This is a genomic window from Methanoculleus nereidis (genome assembly GCF_032944295.1).
Lineage (GTDB): Archaea > Halobacteriota > Methanomicrobia > Methanomicrobiales > Methanoculleaceae > Methanoculleus > Methanoculleus nereidis.
The window spans coordinates 85,790-107,855 of record NZ_JABFFQ010000008.1 but is presented as its reverse complement, the minus strand read 5'-3'; the positions used below and the strand labels follow the sequence as shown (position 1 = coordinate 107,855).

Annotated in this window: 25 protein-coding genes; 21 read left to right on the top strand and 4 right to left on the bottom strand. The window is 60.0% G+C overall.

All coding sequences use genetic code 11. From position 1 onward, the window contains the following. Positions 1-13: 13 nt before the first annotated feature. Positions 14-1,096: a hypothetical protein gene (locus HL657_RS10415; RefSeq protein WP_317296751.1), complete on the bottom strand. Its 1,083-nt coding sequence runs from the start codon at positions 1,094-1,096 to the stop codon at positions 14-16. A gap of 130 nt (positions 1,097-1,226) precedes the next feature. After that, a complete protein-coding gene (locus tag HL657_RS10410; protein WP_317296750.1) occupies positions 1,227-2,396 on the bottom strand; it encodes a DUF4352 domain-containing protein in 1,170 nt (389 codons plus the stop codon). A gap of 133 nt (positions 2,397-2,529) precedes the next feature. Between HL657_RS10410 and HL657_RS10405 the strand changes: the two genes are divergently transcribed. The 10 genes from HL657_RS10405 to HL657_RS10360 all read left to right on the top strand — a co-directional run bounded on the left by HL657_RS10405 (position 2,530) and on the right by HL657_RS10360 (position 10,576). Further along, entirely contained in the window at positions 2,530-3,153 is a 624-nt protein-coding gene (locus HL657_RS10405) for a class I SAM-dependent methyltransferase (protein WP_317296749.1), read from the top strand. 821 nt (positions 3,154-3,974) lie between these two features. Continuing rightward, positions 3,975-4,199, top strand: coding sequence for a HypC/HybG/HupF family hydrogenase formation chaperone (locus HL657_RS10400; RefSeq protein WP_011843868.1), 225 nt, complete (start codon positions 3,975-3,977; stop codon positions 4,197-4,199). After that, positions 4,199-4,540: a hydrogenase maturation nickel metallochaperone HypA/HybF gene (locus HL657_RS10395; RefSeq protein WP_317296748.1), complete on the top strand. Its 342-nt coding sequence runs from the start codon at positions 4,199-4,201 to the stop codon at positions 4,538-4,540. The genes HL657_RS10400 and HL657_RS10395 overlap by 1 nt, the downstream gene beginning before the upstream one ends. Then, the gene (gene hypE / locus HL657_RS10390; protein ID WP_317296747.1) at positions 4,537-5,532 is read left to right on the top strand and encodes a hydrogenase expression/formation protein HypE; all 996 of its coding nucleotides are present in this window, start codon (positions 4,537-4,539) and stop codon (positions 5,530-5,532) included. The genes HL657_RS10395 and hypE overlap by 4 nt, the downstream gene beginning before the upstream one ends. Before the next feature lie 91 nt (positions 5,533-5,623). Further along, complete coding sequence (locus HL657_RS10385) at positions 5,624-6,055, top strand: GNAT family N-acetyltransferase (protein WP_317296784.1); 432 nt, start codon at positions 5,624-5,626, stop codon at positions 6,053-6,055. A gap of 5 nt (positions 6,056-6,060) precedes the next feature. Further along, on the top strand, positions 6,061-6,972 hold the full coding sequence (locus tag HL657_RS10380; protein WP_317296746.1) for a DUF2156 domain-containing protein: 912 nt from the start codon (positions 6,061-6,063) through the stop codon (positions 6,970-6,972). After that, positions 6,969-8,231 carry a dihydroorotase gene (gene pyrC, locus HL657_RS10375; protein ID WP_317296745.1) on the top strand — a complete coding sequence of 421 codons (1,263 nt, stop codon included), beginning with the start codon at positions 6,969-6,971 and terminating at the stop codon, positions 8,229-8,231. The genes HL657_RS10380 and pyrC overlap by 4 nt, the downstream gene beginning before the upstream one ends. 195 nt (positions 8,232-8,426) lie before the next feature. Next, complete coding sequence (locus tag HL657_RS10370) at positions 8,427-8,744, top strand: DUF167 domain-containing protein (RefSeq protein ID WP_317296744.1); 318 nt, start codon at positions 8,427-8,429, stop codon at positions 8,742-8,744. Between the two features lie 257 nt (positions 8,745-9,001). Further along, positions 9,002-10,228 (top strand): DNA primase DnaG, encoded by a 1,227-nt coding sequence (gene dnaG, locus HL657_RS10365; protein ID WP_317296743.1) that lies wholly within the window; start codon positions 9,002-9,004, stop codon positions 10,226-10,228. Positions 10,229-10,291: 63 nt separating this feature from the next. Further along, a complete protein-coding gene (locus HL657_RS10360; protein WP_011843860.1) occupies positions 10,292-10,576 on the top strand; it encodes a UPF0058 family protein in 285 nt (94 codons plus the stop codon). Between the two features lie 58 nt (positions 10,577-10,634). Here HL657_RS10360 and HL657_RS10355 read toward each other — a convergent pair whose 3' ends face one another. Then, positions 10,635-11,429, bottom strand: a complete 795-nt coding sequence (locus HL657_RS10355; protein WP_317296783.1) for an ATP-grasp domain-containing protein — start codon at positions 11,427-11,429, stop codon at positions 10,635-10,637. Positions 11,430-11,527: 98 nt separating this feature from the next. Between HL657_RS10355 and HL657_RS10350 the strand changes: the two genes are divergently transcribed. The 11 genes from HL657_RS10350 (at position 11,528) to HL657_RS10300 (ending at position 19,794) form a co-directional block, all read left to right on the top strand. Further along, positions 11,528-12,004 carry a hydrogenase maturation protease gene (locus HL657_RS10350; protein ID WP_317296742.1) on the top strand — a complete coding sequence of 159 codons (477 nt, stop codon included), beginning with the start codon at positions 11,528-11,530 and terminating at the stop codon, positions 12,002-12,004. A gap of 100 nt (positions 12,005-12,104) precedes the next feature. Next, on the top strand, positions 12,105-12,743 hold the full coding sequence (locus HL657_RS10345; protein WP_317296741.1) for a hypothetical protein: 639 nt from the start codon (positions 12,105-12,107) through the stop codon (positions 12,741-12,743). A 23-nt stretch (positions 12,744-12,766) separates the two neighbouring features. Then, a complete protein-coding gene (locus HL657_RS10340; RefSeq protein WP_317296740.1) occupies positions 12,767-13,300 on the top strand; it encodes a hypothetical protein in 534 nt (177 codons plus the stop codon). Between the two features lie 31 nt (positions 13,301-13,331). Continuing rightward, entirely contained in the window at positions 13,332-14,120 is a 789-nt protein-coding gene (gene minD / locus HL657_RS10335; protein WP_317296739.1) for a cell division ATPase MinD, read from the top strand. 345 nt (positions 14,121-14,465) lie between these two features. After that, positions 14,466-14,708, top strand: coding sequence for a 4Fe-4S dicluster domain-containing protein (locus HL657_RS10330; RefSeq protein WP_317296738.1), 243 nt, complete (start codon positions 14,466-14,468; stop codon positions 14,706-14,708). Next, complete coding sequence (locus HL657_RS10325; RefSeq protein WP_317296737.1) at positions 14,708-15,271, top strand: hydrocarbon binding protein (contains V4R domain); 564 nt, start codon at positions 14,708-14,710, stop codon at positions 15,269-15,271. Before HL657_RS10330 ends, HL657_RS10325 begins: the two co-directional genes overlap by 1 nt. A gap of 9 nt (positions 15,272-15,280) precedes the next feature. Continuing rightward, the gene (locus HL657_RS10320) at positions 15,281-16,198 is read left to right on the top strand and encodes an NADH-quinone oxidoreductase subunit B family protein (protein WP_317296736.1); all 918 of its coding nucleotides are present in this window, start codon (positions 15,281-15,283) and stop codon (positions 16,196-16,198) included. Then, the gene (locus tag HL657_RS10315) at positions 16,195-17,562 is read left to right on the top strand and encodes a Ni/Fe hydrogenase subunit alpha (RefSeq protein WP_317296735.1); all 1,368 of its coding nucleotides are present in this window, start codon (positions 16,195-16,197) and stop codon (positions 17,560-17,562) included. Before HL657_RS10320 ends, HL657_RS10315 begins: the two co-directional genes overlap by 4 nt. A 9-nt stretch (positions 17,563-17,571) precedes the next feature. Then, a complete protein-coding gene (locus HL657_RS10310; RefSeq protein WP_317296734.1) occupies positions 17,572-17,919 on the top strand; it encodes a roadblock/LC7 domain-containing protein in 348 nt (115 codons plus the stop codon). 88 nt (positions 17,920-18,007) lie between these two features. Further along, the gene (locus tag HL657_RS10305) at positions 18,008-18,595 is read left to right on the top strand and encodes a roadblock/LC7 domain-containing protein (RefSeq protein WP_317296733.1); all 588 of its coding nucleotides are present in this window, start codon (positions 18,008-18,010) and stop codon (positions 18,593-18,595) included. A 257-nt stretch (positions 18,596-18,852) separates the two neighbouring features. Continuing rightward, positions 18,853-19,794 carry an ornithine cyclodeaminase family protein gene (locus HL657_RS10300; protein ID WP_317296732.1) on the top strand — a complete coding sequence of 314 codons (942 nt, stop codon included), beginning with the start codon at positions 18,853-18,855 and terminating at the stop codon, positions 19,792-19,794. A 682-nt stretch (positions 19,795-20,476) separates the two neighbouring features. On the opposite strand, the gene tes is transcribed toward HL657_RS10300, so the two are convergent. After that, positions 20,477-21,946, bottom strand: coding sequence for a tetraether lipid synthase Tes (gene tes / locus HL657_RS10295; RefSeq protein WP_317296731.1), 1,470 nt, complete (start codon positions 21,944-21,946; stop codon positions 20,477-20,479). Between the last annotated feature and the right edge of the window lie 120 nt (positions 21,947-22,066).

Genomic DNA, 22,066 nt, shown 5'->3' with positions numbered 1-22,066 from the left:
TACCGTGAGGAGATCACAGTTTCCCGCCAAGGAACCAGACCGGCCGCTCTCCGCCAACGCTAACCTGTAGATATGCAAGGGCGGGGTCAAGGTCATCCGGCACCTCGAAGAAGAGATAACCATCCATGGACTCGAGCCTGTCGAGACGGACCTTTGAGTACGGCCCTCCCCGGGTGGTCGGCCCGGGCACCTTCAATGGACGGTAGGTTTCACCGGCGTAGTGGAGAAGAAACGCGCTCTCATCCGGAGTCTGGATGAGGGTATTCGAACTCCCTCCCCTATGGCCGAGGTGCGCCACCTGAACAGTGACCAGAAGGTATAATTCCCCCGGCTCAGCAGTATACTGCACCCGTTGCGTCCCGGTAGTGTGGAACGCGTTTGACCACGCTATCGAGTCGATGATCAACGAGGCTGAGTTCTCTTTGCGCGTATCCTCGTAACTGAACCGCTCCCCGACCTGCAGAGCGTCGGGAAACAGAGTGGCAGGCTCTTCGGTAAGGCCCACCAGAACGGTAGGGGTTTGCGGACTTTCGGCATGAGAGAGGTTGCAGGCCTCCAGGGCTTCGGATAGGTGTCCGATCCCGAAAGCAAGGTGGAGCAGTCCATCGTCCGTCACGCTCTGGTTCAGGGGGGTGCTCCCGTTGAGCAGGGTGCCGGCTGCGGCAAACTCATCGAGCGCAACAATAAAATGCTCATATGCGGGCGCCATACCAGGAGAGACATCAAGGGCCGCAGCCTCGGCACGGTAGCCTTCCACAAGCGAAGTCATATCGGCTGCCCGGTTCCGGACTGCCGCGTCGTCGCAGTTGTGCATGGAATAGATCTGCTCGCCGGAGACCTCCAGGAGGAGTATACCGGCTCCGGCGATCAATGACTCCAATCTTTCGTCGCCGCTGACCGGTTCGAAGAGTTGGGTCGTATTGGTTCCCGACCGCACCCCAAGAGGGGATGCGTTCCCGGGATCATCACCTCCCTCTACCGGCAGAAAGGGGAAGAGCATAGCGCATGCTCCGGGGAAGAGGAGAACAGTGGAGAGGATCACCCCAATAAAGCCGGCTGCAAGCAGTAATTTTGCGTGAGAACCCCTCATCGCCACAGGTTAACGTTTCGCGTACAAAACGGATATTCGTTGTGATGGGAACTACCTGCACGTCGGCATGGCACCATCCCGGGTTGCCGGGATCAGGGCAGCCCGGCGGCGGGGGGAACCGGTGCAGGAAAACCGGTCATACCGTCTTGCCGAGCGCCCAGACGGGAGAAGCACCGTCAAGTTTCACCTGGATAGTGCATTCATCGAGAGTGAGCGACACCGGAACATCAAAGACGATATACCCTGTTTTTACCTCATACCGGTTCAGCCTCACCGCGGCATACGGCTCGCCGAGCGACGTCTCCGGTGCCAGTGTTATCGGGGAGTAGGTTGTCCCGCGATACCGGAGAGTAAAATCACGAGGGTCCGGGGTCCGTATCGTGTACACTCTGCTATCCCCTTTATGACCCAGATTCGTGGCTTTCACCTTAACGAGCAGGAACATCCTCCCGGGTTCTGCCGTAACCAGGCTGCCCTTCCCATCGAAAAGGTAGAATACGCTGATGCTCCTCGCCGACTCCAGCATCAGCGAGATGTCGTTTGCACGGGTACGGTCTTCGTAGACGTAGCGTTGCATGAGTGCCAGTTCTTCCCCGGACTCGGACCCGGCGGAGATCGGGGGCAAGGAGAGATTGATCGCCACGATCTCCGCCGGGGCCTTCAGCGCCGGGCGTTGCAGGTATCCGAACGCCTCACGGAGATGGTTCGATCCCTGCCAGTTCGCTTCGAGAGCGTTATCCACCATCGTGCTGTTGAGGGGAGTGTTTCCCTGCAGCATCCGGCCGGCAGCTTCATATGACTCAAGAGCGGTGATAAACGAGGTTTTCAGGGCTTCCCCGTCGTCTGACACGTCCAGCGCTGCCGATTGCCTGAGAAGACCCGCTGCAAATGTCAGAAGCTCTGCGGCACTCTCTTTTGCCAGTTTCTCGTCCCAGGCATAGAGAGCATAGGTGTTCTGCAAGGAGAGCAGCATGAGTGAGGCGCTGTTCTCTTCAACCAACTGGACAAGTTCGTCGTCATCGTATTCAACGACGGGCGGGGTGCTGTTCTCAGCCTGCGGGGCGGTCTCGCTCTCATCGGGGATGGCAGGCGAGCCGGGTGTGAAGTTCAAAAGATGGCCGTCCTGGAGCCGCTCTTCGACTCCGGTGAGAACGGAGGAGAGGTTTTGAGCGGCGACCGGCTGCGGTTGCCCGGGATCAGGCGTATCTGGACCGGCGGCGTCCAGCGGTGTCGGGGAGGGGATGAACAGTATGGCCGTAAAGAACATGAGGGCCAGTATCATTGTAACGGCGTCCGGGAGGTCCACAATAGTATACGTCTCTTCTCTCCAGGGAAAAAAATCTTCGCCGGGACCCGACACTTCGGATTATGGGTCCATTCCGGGGACCGGCGCCACGCCTGCACGAACTATTATTCCCCGGCAGCGCGACCTCTGATCAGTGACCGACCATTCATCCGCCTGGGACGAGGACTACCGGAGGCGGGGAAACCTCTGGGGCGGAGCACCGGCACCGCTCCCGGATCTCCCTGCCGGCGCCGCCGTCCTTGAAGTCGGCTGCGGGAACGGCAAGACTCTTACGGCACTCGTCCGGCGGTTCCCGTGCGTGGCCGCGGTCGACAGCTCTCCCCATGCCGTCGCTCTCGCCCGGCGACACCCGGCGACAGCGTCGGCCTCTCTCGCCGTTGCCGATGCACGGTGCCTGCCGTTCCATGAGGAATCGTTCGATGCCGTCTTCCTGGTCCATATTCTCGGCCACCTTCCTCTCTCGGGCCGGAAGGCCGTAGCATCCGAGGTCTGCCGGGTGCTCAGGCCCGGCGGGACGCTCTTCTTCCGGGGGTTCTCCGTCGAGGATATGCGCGCCGGGAAGGGAGTGGAGACGGAGCCGCAGACCTTCCGGAGGGGCGAGGGCATCATCACCCACTACTTCACCGAAGCCGAAACCGCGGACCTCTTCGCACCGCTCGCGGCGGTCTCGGTCCGGACGCACCGCTGGCAGATACGGGTCAGGGGCAGGCATTACCCACGGGCTGAGGTGGAGGGGGTGTTTATACAGGAAGGGTAAGGGGGTTCTGCGCTCTGGACGGCTGAATTATGTCCAGCGGGTTTGCATACATCATGTCTGCGAATTCTCAGTACGGGTCAGAGAGGGATTAAATACAATTTTTCCAAGCGATCCCCGTACAGTGGACCGTGGGAATATCGCCATAGGGGGTGGGGCTGACGGGGAGTGCGATGGGCGGAACGCCCGGAGCTCGACCACCGTCAGGTGGGGAGTGCGAACGTAGCGAGCTTGAGCACCGTCAGGTGCGAGGTGCGAACGTAGTGAGCATGAGAAGACCTTCGGTCTTCGAGGGGGGAGCATCCCCCCTCCCCTGTCTCGTGAGGCACTACCGATCTATAACCCCCACCCCGCCCGCGCTTCGCGCTCCTCCCCCGCCCCGCCGGGGCGGGGGCAGTGCGTGGCGATAGCCAATGGGAAGCCATTTCAGCAATTTGATGCAGGAGATAGTTCAATTCGTTATGAGCGCTCTTAATCGCATTCAGAACCCTGTGAATCTTCAACCACGTGGTACTTGTGGGACGACTTCCCGGGCACACCAACCTGACAACCCCCACACCGGCACCTCGGAGCACAAACGCCGCAACGCCCGCGGGCCGGCAACCGCGAGCGGCGCACCACGGCCGGCCCTGCCCACCACCATCCCAGGGGCCGAGACCGGGGACAAACATATCTTTTTACTCTTCCGGACCGAGTAATAATACCAGAATATGAGGAACCGGGGAAACGCGCCTGCCGGAACGGCTGTTCCCGGGGTCCTCCGTGCAGCATGGTCAACCTTTTTTGACATTCGGACAAAACAACAGGAGAGAGGAAGAGAAGTCATGTGTATTGCAATGCCCGCTGAGGTACTCGAGATCAAAGAGGGCAACATCGGCGTCGTCGATTTCGGGGACCTCCAGCAGGAGGTCAGGCTCGACCTCGTCGACGTAAAGGTCGGGGAGTTCGTGCTCGTCCACGTCGGGTTCGCCATCCAGCGCCTCAGCAGAGAGGAGGGGCTTGAGACCCGGGAAGTCTTCAGGCAGGTCTACGCTGCGATGGAGGAGTGATGCACGAGTACAGCATCGCCTATGACATCTACACGACCGCCCGCCGGGCAGCGATCGAAAACAACGCGACAGAAGTGACGTGCGTCTCTGTGGACGTCGGCAAGATGGCGATAGCAAACCCCGAACAGGTGGAGTTCCTCTTCAATATCATCATCGAGGACGACCCGCTCTTTCCGAACGCCCGGCTCTCGTGCCGGGACGTTGAGGCACGCACCCGCTGCTCCTGCGGCTACGAGGGGAACGAGCGGTTTGTCTGTCCCCGGTGCGGAAAACTCCCGGAAGTCGTTGCAGGAATGGAGATCGTAGTCACCAATATCGAGATAGAAGTGGACGAAGAATGAAAGTCAACCTCATGCACGGTGCCGGCGGCGAGGTGATGGGCGAGCTCCTGCGCGTCATCACCAACCTCGAGCACAACAACGCCGGCGGGATAGGGCTCGAGTCGCTGGACGACGGCGCGGTCATCCCCTTAAACGGCCAGAACATCGTCTTTACGACCGATAACCACGTGGTCTCGCCGATCTTCTTCCCCGGCGGGGACATCGGGCGGATCGCCGTCTGCGGAACCATCAACGACCTCGCGATGATGGGCGGGCGGCCGATCGCGCTCTCGTGCGGCATGGTCATTCCCGAAGGCTTCGAGGTCGCCGACCTCGAGCGGATCGTCGCGTCGATGGACGCCGCCCTCGGCGAGTGCGGAGCAAACCTCGTCACGGGGGACACCAAGGTGCTCGAGCGGAGCGCGCTTGATGCCCTCGTCATCAACACCGCCGGCATCGGCGTCGCTGAGCGGGTGGTGCGGGACAACGGCCTCCAGGTCGGCGATGCGATCATCGTCAGCGGCACCATCGGAGACCACGGTATCGCCATCATGGCCCACCGGGAGGGGTTCGACTTCGGCGGCCAGATCCAGTCCGACGTCGCCCCCCTCTGGCCACTCGTCGAGCGGGCGCTCGACGCCGGGGATATCCACGCCATGAAAGACCCGACGAGAGGCGGGTTTGCAAACGCCATCAACGAGATGGCAGGTAAGAGCGGTGTCGGCGTCGTCATCGAGGAAGAGGCCCTTCCCTTCCGGACGAGCGTCCGGAGCGCTGCCGGCATGCTCGGCCTCGATCCTCTCGAGGTGGCGAACGAGGGCAAAGTCATCATGGGGGTCGCGCCCACTGATGCAGAGGCCGTCCTTGCAGCGCTCCGCTCGCATCCCTACGGGCGGGACGCGGCGATCGTCGGCGAAGTCGTCGAAGGCTCCCACGTGGTCATGCGGACCACCATCGGTGGAGAACGGTTCATCGAACCGCCTATCGGCGACCCGGTCCCGCGTGTCTGCTAGCAGATGACACCACCTTTTTTGCCATCCCGGGTGACCCGCGCCTGTCATATACAATAACACCGTGAGCAGTCTTATGGAGAGGCAGTCTACGATGACGGAGGAAGCAGGCATCGAGGTGCGCCTGGTGGACGTCTGGGACGTGGAGACGATCGCCGACCTCTACCGGGCGGGCGGCTGGTGGAACGAGAGATGGGACCCTGCCGGTCTCGCCGCCCTCATCGTGGGGAGTTTCGCCTTTGCCGTCGCCGTCGACCGGGCGACCGGCAAAGCGGTCGGCATGGGCAGGGTGATCTCGGACGGGGTCTCGGACGGCTACATCCAGGACCTTGTCGTCCTCCCCGGCTACCGGGGCCGGGGCGTCGGAACGATGATCTTATCTGCGCTGCTCGATTACTGTACGTCTGCAGGTGTCGCCTGGGTCGGCCTCGTCGCCGAACCCGGGACCGAGCCGTTCTACACCGCGCTCGGTTTCCAGAGGATGGAAGGGCACACACCCATGCGGTGGTACCCGGAAAGGAGGTGAAGCATGTGAAACTGGCCGACTTCAAGCCCGTGAGCCTGGACGATCGCGACCTCTTCCGGGAGCACTACCGGCAGTTCCCCCAGGTGCACAGCGACAACACGTTCGCGAACATGGTCTGCTGGAACCACTACGCGGACTACCGTTTCGTAGAGGTCGAAGGGTCGATCGTCCTCTCGAGCACCATCGACGGCGTGACGGCGTTTCGCATGCCGATCGGCCCAAAAAACCCGGAACTGGTCGGGGACGTCGTCGACCTCGCGGTGAGGGAAGGCGGTGACACGCCCCTGTGGGTCCTCGACCCGGCAAATGAAGCGTGGCTCCGGGAACTCTACCCGGCCCTTCCCCTCCGTGCAAACCGGAACTTCTTCGACTACATCTACCGGACCGAAGCCCTCGCCGACCTCGCCGGGAAGGGCTACGCCACCATCCGGCGCCAGGTCAACCGGTTCGGACGGGAGTATGCGTATACAGTCGAGAAGATCACGGAAGACAACATCGATGAGGTCTGGGAGTTCCTGGTCGTCTGGTGCGAGTGGCGGGACTGTGACTCCGAACCAGTTCTTGCCGCCGAGAAAGAGGCCATCCTCTTTGCCGTGAACCACTTCTTCGCTATCGGCCTCGAGGGCTGGATCATACGGATCGGCGGAACCATCGGGGCGATATCGGTTGTCGGCAGGGTCAACGAGGAGATGGCGGTCGTCCACTTCGAGAAGGCGCTTCCCGAGACCTACCCGGGCATTTACAAGGTGATCACGACCGAGACGGCGGCGGCCCTCCGGGACCGCTACCGCTACGTCAACCGCGAGTGCGACATGGGCGTTCCCGGGCTCCGCGAATCGAAGACGCGTTACCACCCCGCCTACATGGTCGAGGTGTACTACGCGACCCGCGACGACCTGGAGACGTGCTACAGATGACCGCCGATATCGTGCTCCGGAACGTGACGCTCCCGACGGGGCGGCGCGCCGACATCGTCGTCGCCAACGGTATCGTCCGGCACGTCGGCGCACCGGTGCGTGCCGACGAGACGATCGACTGTAGAGGACATACCTGCCTCCCCGGGGCGGTCGACATGCATGTGCACATGCGGGGAGGGGTGCAGGCACAGAAGGAGGACTGGCACACGGGCACGATGAGCGCGGTCGCCGGCGGGGTGACGGTCGTCGTCGACCAGCCCAACACCATCCCCCCCATAACCACGCCCGAACTCCTCCGGGCACGTATCTGCGAGGCGGAGGAAGAGGCCGTATGCGGGTTTGCGGTGAACGCAGGCGTTGTGCCGGACGCCGATCTTACCGGGATGTGGGACGCCGGCGCGATGGCGTTCGGCGAGACCTTCGCGGCGCCGTCGAGTTATGGCGAGGGGCTCGACCCTGAAACCCTCAAGGAGCTGCTTACCCGCATCCATGCCCTCGGGGGACTCGTCACCGTCCACGCCGAGGAGGTCTCGGACCGGGCGCCGGCAACACTCGCCGAACACGACAGCGCACGCTCCGGTGCCGGAGAGGCACAGGCCGTGCGGGCAGTATCGGCCCTTGCCCCGGCCGAAATAAGGCTCCACTTCTGCCACGCGAGCACCGCCGCCTCAGTCAGGGCCGCACGCGGCACGGTGGAGGCGACGCCGCACCACCTCTTCCTCTCGCACGGAATGTTTGATGCGGACGACACCCGGGCCCGGGTGAACCCGCCGCTCAGGGACGAGGAGACGCGGCGAGAGTTATGGTCGTGCTGGGACAGGATAGATGTAGTCGCCTCCGATCACGCCCCGCACACGCTCCACGAGAAGGGTGTGCCCTTTGAGACCGCTCCCTCCGGTATCCCCGGGGTCGAGACGATGGTGCCGCTCCTGATGGCGGCGGTGCGCCGGAGGCGGATCACCCTCATCTCGGTGATCGAGAAGACGTCGTGGAAACCCGCCGCCATCCTCGGCATCCAGCGCGCAGGGTTCGAGCCGGGCGACCGGGCGGACTTTGCCCTCTACCCGGACGAGATCACCCGCATCGACGCTTCATGCCTCCATGCAAAGTGCGGCTGGTCACCGTTCGAAGGGCTTGAAGCGGTCTTCCCGGAAGAGGTGGTCGTCGGGGGAGCGCGGGCCTACACCTGCGGCGACTTGCGGGAGGCACGCCCGGCGTGGTATCCCGGGCAAGGATATTTATCCCTGCAGAATAAATAATATAAAGCCGATAAAGCGCATCTTTAGGTCCCCGGGTGATCATCTGGCGAGACGCCTGGACATGATCCGCGGGACAACCCAGGTGCGCGACAGGCACGCCTGGCATATGGGTACGATCGGGTGAGGATCGGCAACAGCCGCCTGTGAGCATCGATCGTTAGTGCCGGGCGACATCCCTTTCAAGAGGTCTTTTCTATGGAACCCTACGCAGATGCCGTCGTCGAAAATTCGCACGGAGTGATTATCGCGCTCGACGTTACGGCAGGTGCGAAACGGCCCTCGTTTCCGGCCGGCTACAACGAGTGGCGAAAGAGCGTTCGATGCCAGGTGGCAGCCCCTGCCGTCGGCGGGAAGGCAAACCGCGCTATTATCAACCTCCTTGCGGAGACGTTCAATGTCCCCCGCGCCGACGTGAGTATCGTCGCCGGGCACACATCTTCCTCAAAGACCGTGGCGATCGCCGGTTTATCGAAATCCTCTGTTCTCGCATCCCTGAATGCCGCCGGTGCCTGATCCGGTGCAGGTGCAAGAATCGGGACCGTCGGGATGAAACAGCTTTAATCACGGGAGAACTATCTCGGGAGATAAATTCAAATGCGAACCCCACAGGCCCGTGTTTTTGGATTTTGCTTTTAAAAAATCTTGCGTTCGGATCGCCATCTGGTTTAAGTAATTGCACCCTAGATATATAATCGACCCTATGCCCGCGCGCATGAAAACCCCGTGCGGCATACGGCGATCGGATTTACACTGAAAGGAGGCAAGACTCCATGTACTCACCAGAAACTACAAAGTACCTCATTCATCTTACTCTGCAGATCGAGGGGGTGGTTGATAAACCCGACGTAGTGGGCGCCATCTTCGGCCAGACCGAGGGTTTGCTCGGCGAAGACCTCGACCTGCGTGATTTACAGAGAACCGGTCGCGTCGGCAGAATCGACGTTCAGATAACCACGAAGCGGGGAGAGACAAAAGGCGAGATACTCATTTCATCATCACTGGATCGGGCGGAGACCGCCCTCCTTGCATCGTCGCTCGAGACGATCGACCGGGTCGGGCCGTGCACGGCCCGCGTGAAAGTTGACCGCATCGAAGATATACGGGTGACTAAACGGCGCAAGATTGTCGAGCGCGCCAAAGAACTCCTCCTCGAAGACTTCGACGAAGGCGCCATCAACAGCGACGATCTGCTCGATGAGGTCAGGGAGGTCATCCGGATAGAGAAACTCGAATACCTCGGTGAAGAGAGGGTGCATGCAGGCCCGAACGTCATGGCCTCCGACGCCATCATCATCGTCGAGGGGCGGGCCGACGTCATCAACCTGCTGCGGTATGGGATCAAGAATGCGGTCGCAGTCGAAGGAACCCACGTTCCGCGCATCATCATCGACCTCTGCTCGCAGAAGACCGCGACGACCCTGCTCGACGGGGACCGGGGCGGAGAACTGATCCTCCGCGAGCTCCTCCAGATCGCCGAGATCGACTTCGTAGCATACAGTCCGCGGGGAAAGAGCGTCGAGGAGATGAGCCGCAAGGAGATCGTCAAGGCGCTCCGGAACAAAGTGCCTGCGGAGGTGATCACCGCCCCGTCCCCCGACGATGAGGGTGGAGAGCGGTTGCCTGCATGCGCCGGCCCTGCCGAAGTGCAGGTTCCCGCCGGTGAAGACGAGCGGTCGCCACACCGGCAGAGGAACAGGAGAGAGGAAAGCCGGAAGCCGGCCTCGACACTCGGCGAGCACATGGCCGATGTCCGGGATAAAAAGATTGCGCGATTCCTCTCCCCGGACTACACAGTCCTCTTAGAATCGAACGCTACCGACGTCGAGGGCGCACTCCAGAACCTGAACGGCGATGTTGAAGGGCTCGTCGTCGATCGCGTCATCGACCAGAAACTTCTTGATCAGCTCGGGGGAAGGGACCTCGAGTTCGTGGCTGCCCGGGACTTTAAAGGAATTATAAAGCGTCCGCTGTCCATCAGGCTTATAAAGATAGGGTGATGGCTATCCCGGGTGCAAATTTATATATATTTATATCCACTATTTTTATCTCTGGGAGAGAATATGCACAAGGAAGAGTTAATAGCCTTACATGGGATTCTCACTGAGATTAAAGACTTTTTTGAGTTGCAGAACCAGGAGTTGAAATTTTCACAGTATTATGCGTTGAAGATAGACCCTTCTCAGGTGCATAAGAGCAAAATGGAACACAAATATGCAATATTCGTGCTCGGAACGGAACTTGCAAATGCCATGAAAGATGTGGAGTTCTCGTCATCGGGCCGGATCTCCGCCCGGATGAAAGAACTTGCAGAGAAGACATTAAAAGAGATTGAGTATCTCCAGTAACATCGACGCAAATATAGTATCGGAGGCCGGGAACCCTCCGATTACTCCCCTCCTCTCCTCAGGCACGCATCCCGCGCTCATTCTCGATGAGGTACATAGCAAGCAGCTTCGGGATAGGTGCCGCCATGCAGTGCCAGTTCGGCGTCCCGTTCACCTCAAGAACCGTGTAGCCTTCCCGGTCACGGAGGAGATCAACGCCGCAGTAGTCGATCCCGAGCGCCGACGCCGACGCCTCAGCGATGGCGCGCATCTCCTCATCGATCGGGACCGGCGTGCCGATCCCGCCCTGGTGGATATTGTGCATCAGGCTATCGGAGACCCGGGCTATCGCGCCGACAGCCTCCCCGCCGAGGACGAAGACGCGGAAGTCCCGGTCGTTCGGGATATACTCCTGCAGGTACCACGGCCCCGGCCCGAGCTCCTCCGGCCTCGTCACGAGCCTGATACCGTTCCCGTCATACCCGTAGAGCGGCTTGTAAACGGCCTTCCCATGCCGTAGAAGGAATTCCCGCGCCTGAGCCTCCGATTGTATGTAGGCCGTCTCCGGTGTCCGCACACCGTTTGCGAGCAGGAGAGCGGTCGTCATCACTTTGGATGCACAAAAAACGATGCTTTCGGGTGTATTGATCACCCGGTTCTGGAGCGAGAGCACGTTCAAGGTCTCGAACTGATGCCCGTCCTGCCGGATCCCGCAGACCCATACAAGTTCATTCTCAAGCCCGGAATCGAGGGGGTCGACTGCACCGAGGTCAAGGATGCTGTATGGGGCATCGGCTCTCTCCAGTTCCCGTATCACAGCGCCGGTCGAGTTGTCGTCCGGCGTATCGGTCGGTTTAGGTATGATATGGATCATGCGTCTCACATCCCGCTCCCGGGACTTACCGTTCGCGGCCAGAGGGTTTTCAGTACCGTTTTGTACCTTGCCGGATATAATCGATAGGGAAGAAGACCATGCAGAAGAACCAGGTCTGTATCATCGGGTGCGGGAACCCCCTGATGGGAAACGACGGGGCGGGGATTCAGGCGATGCGCCTCTTCGAAGGGAGATTCCCCGGCGTCGACGTGATCGACGGCGGCACCGGAGGTTTTGGCCTTATCCCACTGATGGAAGGCTACGAGAAGGTGGTGATCGTCGATGCGATGGTGGATATTGGCGACCATATCGGCGCTGTCCTCACATTCGAAACGCCGCCCTCCTGGGATCTTCCGGCATACGTATTCCACGATATGGGGATCGGGGAGGTGGTGGCAATAGCCCGCGAACTCGGGTATGCCACAGAGATCGTGACCGTTGGGATTGAAGTAGGCGAGATCCGGTCATTCAGTCAGGAGATAGACCCGGCAGTAGAAAAAGGAGTCCGCGTTGCCGAGCAGGAGATCCTCAGGATCCTGTGGGGGTGGGCAGCGGTCTCAGGAGACCCTTTTTAAAAGTATGCAGTTGAAGCATCCCAATCTCAGCAAATCTGGCTTCTTTCTAGGGGCATGAATGGCAAAGTTTATTTCCTCCGACTGAACTAAAGATGTCTGAATGCAACTGCCGCGCGGTCGGTTTCATCGCCTTATCAAGTCCACGACATCCCGTGCCTTGACAGAGGAGATGGGTTCAACACAATTTACCGGGGTCTGCACGATCGTCCTTGGCAGCGAGAGTGCTACCCTGGTGCTGAACGAAGGTCTGGTTGTGCTTGCCGAATATGGGGACATGAAAGGGCAGCACGTACCGGATGCGATACTGGAGGGCAGCGAGACCGAAGTGGCGGCAGAGTTGAACACTCTGACGCCTGAGCAGGTGAAACTCGCCCTGGAATTCAACCGCCCGTTTGCGACCGGAGATTCCGATGCCGGACGACGGAAAAGACCGTCGCCGGGGAAGACTGCTTTCGACGGAACGAAGCCGTCCACCGGGCTGAAGAAGGCCGGTACGGCACCTTCTCCGAAACATCCTCCGGAGTCGCACGCAGAGATGCATCGCATTCCTATGCCTGGAGTGAAACCTATGCAGGAGACGGCCGAGGCGTCTCAGTCAGGGGACGACGAGATCGAAATGCTCGTCCAGAAAATGGATGAGATGGACGTCGAGCAACTCGTCAGCAGTTTCAGGATAAATTGCAAGGATATGCTCCGGAACATTCATCTAGACCATCTTATTCAGGACAAAGATACGTAGAACATGCAGGAGCTGATAACAGAATGGACTCATCAGGAATCATCCAGATATTCCTCGTTAGCATCACAGTGGCGGTGATAGCTGGTTTCACGGGTACCTTTTATTTCCTTTCGAGGATCTATGAGGCACTCGCCGGGCAGCAGCCCACACAAGCCCCCCGTGATGCGGAGGCCGGAGAAGAACAGGGGATCGTTGCACAACCGATCCCGGTCGAGCGGACGAAGTCTCTTGCGAAGATCGATCCCCGGACTATGGGAAGCCTGGAGGAAACGCTCGGTGCAATCAGTAAGAAATACAGTCTTGCATCCTTCACGCTGGCGACCACGGACGGCCTCCTGATCGGCTCGACGAAACCGGGCAGCGAAGGTGAGGCCGCGCGGTATAGTTACCTCTACACGCAGGGAAAACTGCATGACGAGGCCGGTGCTGAACTCCTTGGTATCCCCTGCCGCGGGGAGACGGTGGTCGGCATCATCCACCCATCAGAGCACCTCTCTGCCGAACAGATGAACGCACTCGAACAGGATGTCCAGGACAGCCTGCAGCACTGGGTGTAAATCCGGAGAGATCAAAACAGCGAGTGATTACATGGTAAAAGTATATACGATTGCATCCGGTAAAGGCGGCACCGGCAAAACGACGGTCACAGCGAATCTGGGGCCGATGCTTGCTCAATACGGGAAGAAGACGTGCATCCTGGATGCCGACGTTGGAATGGCGAATCTTGGGCTTATTCTCGGGCTTGAAAACCTGCCGGTGACCCTGCACGAGGTGCTGTCGGGTAAAGCCCGTGTCAGGGACGCCATTTACGATGGACCGCTCGGCGTGAAGGTTGTCCCATGCGGGCTCTCCCTGCAGGGCTTTCAGCAGTCTAATCCGGACCGGCTCAAGGATATCATGACGGACCTTGTGAGCGAGTTCGACATCCTGGTCCTTGATGCTCCTGCGGGTATCAGCAGGGACGGCGTCATCCCGCTGACGATTGCCGACGGGGTGATCCTTGTCGTAAATCCTGAGATCTCCTCGATCGTCGACGCCTTAAAGACGAAGATCCTGACCGAGACGGTCGGCGGGCACATTGAGGGGGCGATCATCAACCGGGTCGGCGGAAGTGAGGATGAGTTCAACCGGGCACAGATGGAGAAACTCCTCGGAGTCCGGGTGCTCGGGGTCATACCGGAAGACCCCAACGTCCGACGTGCGTCGGCCGGAAGGTCGCCGATCGTGATAAAGTATCCGACATCCAGAGCATCAAGGGCCTTTAAGCGCATCTCTGCCGATGTGGCCGGCATCGAATACATCGAAGAGGAGACAGAGGCTGCCCGGGAAGGTTTCGTCGATCGGCTCGCCCGCGCGCTCTTCCGGGCAAAAGCGTGATGCTTGAGGCTGGCATGGCCTATCACGCTCATCACCGCCTTTTTTGACGTCCAGGCATCCTATGCATAGGAAGCCACGGATAACGATCGTACAGGCACCGGGGAGCTCGCCCCGGTGCGCCATGAACGGAGAACATCCAGACGGGACAGTCTCCTCGATCCATTTCCGCCGCCTGTGCATGAGCGGGATTATATTCTATACGCTCGATTAAAAACCCCATTACGCCCCAATGTACAATAAAAACGCATAAAATCCGGAATCATCTTCTCCAGCGGGCATCCCTGTAACGAACAAACTATATACTTTTAATAGCAGGAAGTGTTAACCACATGCAGAGGGCTCGTAATGGAAATACATGTGGATAAGGACGCATGTGTCGGGTGCGGTCTCTGCGTAAAGGACTGTCCGATGCACGTGTACGAACTCCAGAATAACGTGAGTGTCGCGGTCAGGCCGAATAACTGCATGGGATGCCTGTCCTGTCATGAGATCTGCCCGGCCCAGGCGCTTGAGCACCGTGGCGTCTATCCTGCCCGGAGGCATTACATCGACATCAAGGTCTGCGAAATGCTTCGGAAGGTGATCTGATGAGCGCAGGGTATATCGATGAACTGCATGAGGCTTTCCACTCCGATCTCGCCTATCGTTCCGAGGATATTCCCCTCGAATGCTCACCGAAACCCAAAGAGATGGAACAGACGCTCCATGGCGTGATGAAACTCAACGGCCTGATCATCAGGTCGCTTGAAGAGATCGCGGGTAGAGGGGCAAACGCAGTCACCTACCGGGCCGGAAAGAAGTTCGGCCACGAAGTCGCCAAGTACTTCCAGAAACGCGAAGACGTGGAGGGTGCGCTCCACGAACTCTCCGACCTGCTTCGGGGGCAGTACTCCTTCGAGGTCTGGAAACCCGAGGACAAGGAGACGTTCATCATCGAGGAGAACGGCGAGACGTTCATCTACCTTGTCTTCCACGACTGCATTGTCCGCCAGACGCTCCGGCGCAACGGTCTCGAGCAGGGCGGTCCGCTCTGCCAGACGCTTTTCGGCTATGTTGTCGGCGCGATCGAAGAGATCACCGGCAGAAAGGCCAAACTGGAGATCGTCCACACCGGCCCGAACGCCTGCCTGAAGAAACTCATCCTGAAATGAGGCAAAACGATGAAGATTGCTATTGAGGAACTGGCAGGATGTTCGGGATGCACGATCGCGGTGCTGGATCTCCATGAAATGCTCCTTGACGTCGTCGCGGAAGCGGAGATCGTCTACTCCCCGGTGATCATGGACGTCAAGGAACCTCCCGAGGGCATCGATATCGCATTCGTGACCGGAGCCGTGAGAAACGAAGAGAACCGCGAACGCCTTGAGAAGATCCGGAGGCGGGCAAAGACGCTTGTCGCGCTCGGGACCTGCGCCTGCTACGGGGGTGTATCGGGTCTCTCAATGCTGAGCTCGAACGAGGACCTCTTCTCCTGCGTCTACCGGGAGGTTGAAACGACGAAGCCCGACGGGGTTATCCCAACAGACGTGCCGCCGTTCCTCTACCGGGCGTTTGCGGTGGGCGACCTCGTGAAGATCGATTATTACATCGTGGGCTGTCCGCCCAAAGAGGCGTTCTTAAAGCAGATCATCCCGGCAATGATCGCAGGGGATACCCTCGAACTCTCACGCAAGTCCGTCTGTTCGGAATGCGACAGGGTCATGGGACCGGTCGAGAACTGGACGCTCAAGCGGCGGCACGAGGGTGTTCCCGACCGCGAGCACTGCCTGCTCGGGCAGGGCTACCTCTGTCTTGGGAGCGTCACGTTCGGGAGGTGCGGAGCGTCGTGCCCCAAAAACAACATCCCGTGCCACGGGTGCAACGGCCCCTCGCTCGATATCCTCCGCGAACCCTGCCGGGATATCTACGGCATGATGGCGCGGAGAATTTCGGATCTCACCGATAAGCCACAGAAAGAGGTGGAGAAGGAACTCTACGACGTCGCACACACGATGTACGCCTTCACTATCGGGAGCCTGATCATGGAGGACAAAGAGAACTCAAAGATCCGGGATCTGGTAAAGGAGAGGAGCAGATGAAAGAGATCACAATCAGCCCGGTAACCCGGATTGAGGGGCACGCCGGCATCAGGATCTACCTCAACGACCAGGGAGAGGTTGATTCGGCCCACTTCCAGGTCGTTGAACTCAGAGGGTTCGAGAAGTTCCTCATCGGCGCTGCAATCGAGGAGGCGCCCCGGATCACGCCCCGTATCTGCGGGATATGCCCCTCGGCCCACCATCTGGCGGCGGCAAAGGCAACCGACCAGATCTTCGGCGTCGAACCACCTGCGACCGGAAAGAAACTCCGGGAACTCCTCAACATCGGGCAGTTCATTCACTCCCATGCCCTCCATTTCTTCATGCTCGCGGCCCCCGACTTCATCCTGGGCCACGATGCACCGGCGGAGACACGCAATGTCATCGGGCTAGCCCGCCACTCGCCGGAGCTCGCGAAGAAAGCGATCGCGGTCCGGAAGTTCGGCCAGCGCCTGACGGAGGCGGTCGGCGGCAAACCCATCCATCCGGCAAACGCGCTCCCCGGCGGGATGTCGACACCGCTCACGGAAGGGAAGAGGGCCGAACTGGCGACAATGGCAGATGAAGCACTTCAAATCGCCCGCGAGGGATGGGAGATCGCACGCAGCCTTCTCGACGGCGTCGACACGGAGATCGGGGCTGTAACGACCGGGTTCCTCGGGATGACCAATCATGGAGTCTACTCGACCTATGATGGGCCTGTTGCGATGCTCGGTTCTGGCGGAGGCAGAATCGGTTCGTTCTCCGGCCCGGATTACACGAACTTCATCGAGGAGTACTCAGAGGACTGGTCATACCTGAAGTTCGCCCGGTTCAAGGGCGGAGAGTACTACCGGGTCGGGCCACTCGCCCGGCTCAACATCGTGGAGAAGATGGGCACGGAGCACGCGGACGCCGCCCTCGTGGAGTACCGCGAGCGGTTCGGCACCGCCACCCAGGCTGCACTTGCCTATCATCTGGCACGCTACATCGAGTTCATCGCCTCGTGCGAGCAGGCCGTAGAGTTGCTCTCAGACCCCGGCATCACCGGCATGGACATCCGGGCGCCGGTTGGAGCAGTCGTGAACCGGCGAGGTGTCGGGATCATCGAGGCTCCCCGGGGGACCCTGATCCACGACTATACCGTTAATGAAGCCGGCATCATCGAGCGGTGCAACCTTATCGTGGCGACCTGCCAGAACAACTACGCGATGGACCGGGGCGTGGAGGATATGGCACGCCGGGTGGTGGAGAACGGAGCGTTGACTGAAGGGGCGGCGAATCGCATCGAGATGATCATCAGGGCGTATGACCCCTGCATATCGTGCGCAACACACGCGATCGGCCGGATGCCTCTCAAAATCGAGTGTGTCAGGAGAACATGAGGTGACACAATGTTAAAACAGATCCTGGGAGAATTTCTGAAACTTGACGGAGTTATCGCCGCAGTCGTGGCGGGACGGGACGGCTTTGTGATCGAGAGCGTCGTTGCCGGGGATGTGGACGTCGAAGCCCTGGGCGCCATGGCATCGACAGGGATGGGTACGTCTGAGGCAATGAGCAACGAGCTCGGGAAGGGAGAGATGTCTCAGATGCTCATCGAACTGGAGAATGGACCCATCCTGCTCTCCCCTCTCTCAGAGGACGAGTTGATCGCCATCGTAGCGAACGCGAACGTCAACGTCGGGCGAATCCGGTACGAGCTGAAGAAGAACAGAGACCGCATAACTGCTGCTCTGTGAGACGATGCTACCCGATGGCGTCTCACTCGGACGACTGCAGGGGCCTCTTTCGGCCCTTGCTTCGCTCAGCCCTCACTTCACAGGGGCAGTGCGTATCCATGAGCCCGAAGGGACGGGGTTTGTCCTGGTCCAGGGCGGGAGCCCGTACGCAGCCGCGATCGAGGACACCGGAAAAGGTCTGCTGCTCAGCGGAGACGAAGCCTACAGGCACCTGCTCGATCGACCGTCGTTCAATTACGAACTTATCGCGTACACGGCCGAAGAGACCGAGGTGGCCCGGGAGGTCGCTCGCGAGACCGGGTGCCGGATCAGTGAAGGCGGCATAAACGCTGCTGCATGGACTCCGTCAGCAGGTACGGGTCGGCTTGACCAGATCGCGCGGCAGCCGGGTGTCATTGCCGTATCGGTCTTCCACGAAGGATTTGCTCTTCAATCGCTGGGTTCTGCAGATTTTGAGCATGTGGCTGCGGTCGCTGAAGACCTGCTTCGTGCCGGCACCAGCATCACCACCGATATCGAGATGGGAGACCTTTCCCAGATGATCCTCGAGACCCCGGCAGGGAAGCTCATCATCGCGCCCTACGGGGACCTCTCCCTCTGCATACTCACAAAGTCGGACGCCAATCTTGGCCTGATCCGGCTCTCGATACGGGGCATGCAGGATAACTCAGGGTGAGAGAAGGAACGGCTCCGGCACTTCCTGCTCTCTCCCGGCGAACCGCATCAACGGTGCACGCGAGGCCTATTTACGGCAGGCCCTGTACACACGTATTTCTGCCGTAAACACGCCCGGTTCTCTTCGCACCAAACAGTTGATATCTCCGCCCGCCGGAGTAGTTCTATGCATCTCTCCATCGGATCGAGGAGAACGGCGAGGCAACCCTGCCGGCAGCCCTGCAAGGAGGAGCGCCGATACCACGGGGTGAACGCCTGATGAAGTATTACCCGGTCCATTCCGGATACCCGCCGTACGCCGAAGTGAATCCGGCGATTGAAGCAGCCTTTGCCGAGCACGGGAGAGGCGGCGTCCAGATGCCGCCGAAGGTCTACGTGACGTTCATCGAGAACGGGGACTTCCGGACGATGCCCGCATACCTCCCGGCACTCGGGATTGCCGGGGTAAAGATCGTCAACGTCCACCCACATAACCGGGCAAAAGGCCTTCCCACCGTCATGGCGCTCACCGTGATCATCGATGTGGAGACGGGCGTCCCGGAAGCGATCATCAACGCCACCGAACTTACCGCGATGCGTACCGGGGCGGCAGGCGCCATTGCGGCGAAATATCTCGCGGCCCGGCAGCCCGTCACCCTCGGGATCGTGGGGGCCGGGCGGCAGGCGGAGGCGCAGGTCGAGGCGACGGCCGCCTCGCTCGCGATCGAGGAGATCCTGGTCTGGAGCAGGACTGAGAAGAGTGCTGAGGCTTTTGCAGCGCGCTACTCCGAATACAATGCCCGGAGCGTTCCGATTGAGCGCGCCTGCGACTGCGATGTTCTGACCACGACGACGCCGGTGACGAAACCGATCGTGATGGCAGACTGGGTCCGGGAAGGGACGCACATCAACGCGATAGGCGCGGACGCCCCCGGCAAACAGGAACTGGATCCCGCGATCCTCAAGAAAGCCGAGGTCTTCGTCGACGACCCCGGCCAGGCGACCCACTCGGGCGAGGTAAACGTCCCGATCAGTACCGGATACTACGACCCCGCCCGGATCGCGGGAACCCTCGGCGAGGTCGTTGTCGGGAAGAAGGGAAGGTCGTCCCCGGACGCCATCACGGTCTTCGACTCCACCGGGCTTGCCATACAGGATCTCGCCATCGCCGCTCTCGTCCTGCGGGACGGGGACGGGGGATACGAACTGCCGTTTCCGTGAGATCGGCCCTGCGGGAACCTCCTCAAGGCAGTTATCCTTGGAACAGGCCCGAATCTATAGATCGGGCCTTATCACGATCTCAGTGGATCCATAGGCCAATCTCCACAGGTTTTGCGCGATCCAAACCTGACTGTTCTCACGCTCTTCGTATCTGGCAATTTTCTGCAGTCACACTGGCACGGATTTCAAGGGGATATCGCCATTGGGGGAGGGGCTGACGGGGAGGGGGGGAAACCCCCCTCCCCTGTCTCTACCGCGTAATGGGCGCCTGTAACCCCCACCCCACCCGCGCTTCGCGCTCCTCCCCCGCCCCTGAGGCGCGGGGGCAGTGCATGGCGATACTCCCACGGTCCACTGCACGGGCATCTTTCCTCATGTCGATTGGGGACTCCCGGCACTCGCACCTGACAGTGCTCACACTCCGGACGTTTTGTCCGTCGCGACTTGAACCCCGAATATCCCCACGGGATCCATGCCGGGGAAGCAATTCCAAATGTCACGCATGAACGCCGCTGGTGCGAGTGGTGACGGCGCAGAGCACAGGCTGGCCGAAGGTGCAACAATCCTGAGAACGACTGCCCGTAGGACGCGACGGTTCGCTAGAACTTGAGCGTGAGCACCGAAGAAAAGCCGCCGGGGAGGGAGTTGCCCAATCCCTCCCGGCTCCGTATGGGGCAGGCGGTCACTCGTCCTTCTGGGGCTGCGCGAAGGCTTTCCAGACCTGCTCGCGGTAGACCGGGCCGCTGTTGTAGGTGCAGAACGGGATCAGGCGGCCGTCGGGGGTCGCGTAGTGGATGCAGCACCGCTGCACCCGGGAGAGGTCGTAGTTGTATTTGTCCATGAAGTGCATCGTGCCGATGAAGAGGGCATTCCAGTGGAACTCACGCAGGGACTCGAAGTTCTGCATCACGAGGGCCTTTCCTATCAGCTTCATGAACTCCCCGGTATTCTTCTGCTCCGCCTTCCTCGTGGAGCTGTAGAGGTCCTTGACCCCTTCGACGAGGGTCATGTACTTGTTGAGCGACCCGCCTTTCGCGAGTTTCGCCGTCATCTTCTCGATCGACTCGAAGAAGGCGTCGACGTCCACCATCTTGTTGACCGGAACCATCCCCTCGTCGGTGACGAAGACGTAGGTCGCTGCGCCGCAGTGCTGGTGCGTGGTGAACGAGATCTGGGGTTTGCCGGTGTAGGCCTCGACGAGTTCGGAGATCGGGACGACACAGGGCACCGGGTAGAAGTAGTCTTTCTTGATCACGCCGTCCGTCTGCTCCTCGATCCGCTCCGCAAGGTCCGGGATGGTGATCCGCTCTTTCCTGACGTCATCCTCGCTTGCCGCACCGGTAAACGCCACCGGCTGGTAGTTTACACCCCGGATGACGTTGATATGCTCAGCGGCATACTTGATGATGGCGCCCACCTCGTGATCGTTTCTGCCATTGATGACCGTGGGGACCAGCACCACTCCCATGCCGATCTGTTCGCAGTTCTCAATTGCCCGCCGGTCGCTTGCGAGTTTCGAGTTCGTCTCGCGGCTTATGCCGTCGAAGTGCAGGTAGACGGTGGAGAGCCCTGCTTCTTTCAGCTGCCTGGCATAGCCGGGCTCCTGTGCAAGCCGAATACCGTTTGTCGCGACCTGGACCTGGGACATCCCGAGTTCTTTCGCTTTCCGGATGAGCTCGGGGAGATCGTCGCGCATCGTCGGTTCGCCGCCCGAGAACTGGACGGCGGGAACCGGAACGGGCTTCTCCTCGCGCAACATGCGCAGCATCCCCACAATCTGATCGAAGGTCGGCTCGTAGACGTAACCGCATGCCCGGGCGTTTGCAAAGCAGAAGTCGCAGTTGAGGTTACACCGGTTCGTCAGGTCGATGTTCGCAAGCAGCGTCGTCGACCGGTGATTCTCACAGACACCGCAGTCGTTCGGGCAGCCTGCAGGTGAAGATGTCTTCTGCGGGTTCAAAACACCTTTCCCGATGCGCTCATAGCCTTCGAACCTCCGGTACATCTCTGCGTCCGACCAGTAAAGAGCCCGGTACGCGCCGTGTTCAGGGCAGGTACGGACCAGCCAGACCTTTCCCTCTTCCTCAACGATATCGGCGTCGAGCACGCGACCGCATGTTGGGCAGAGGCTTTTTGTCTTTTTTATCAGCATTCTTTCACCGTGCCCACCTTTCATTCGTATCTCATATTTCGACACTTTAATCTTTATATTTACTGATTGTACTGGTTATTGGCACTTATCAGCACGGACATCGGATACTGGATCTTCGCC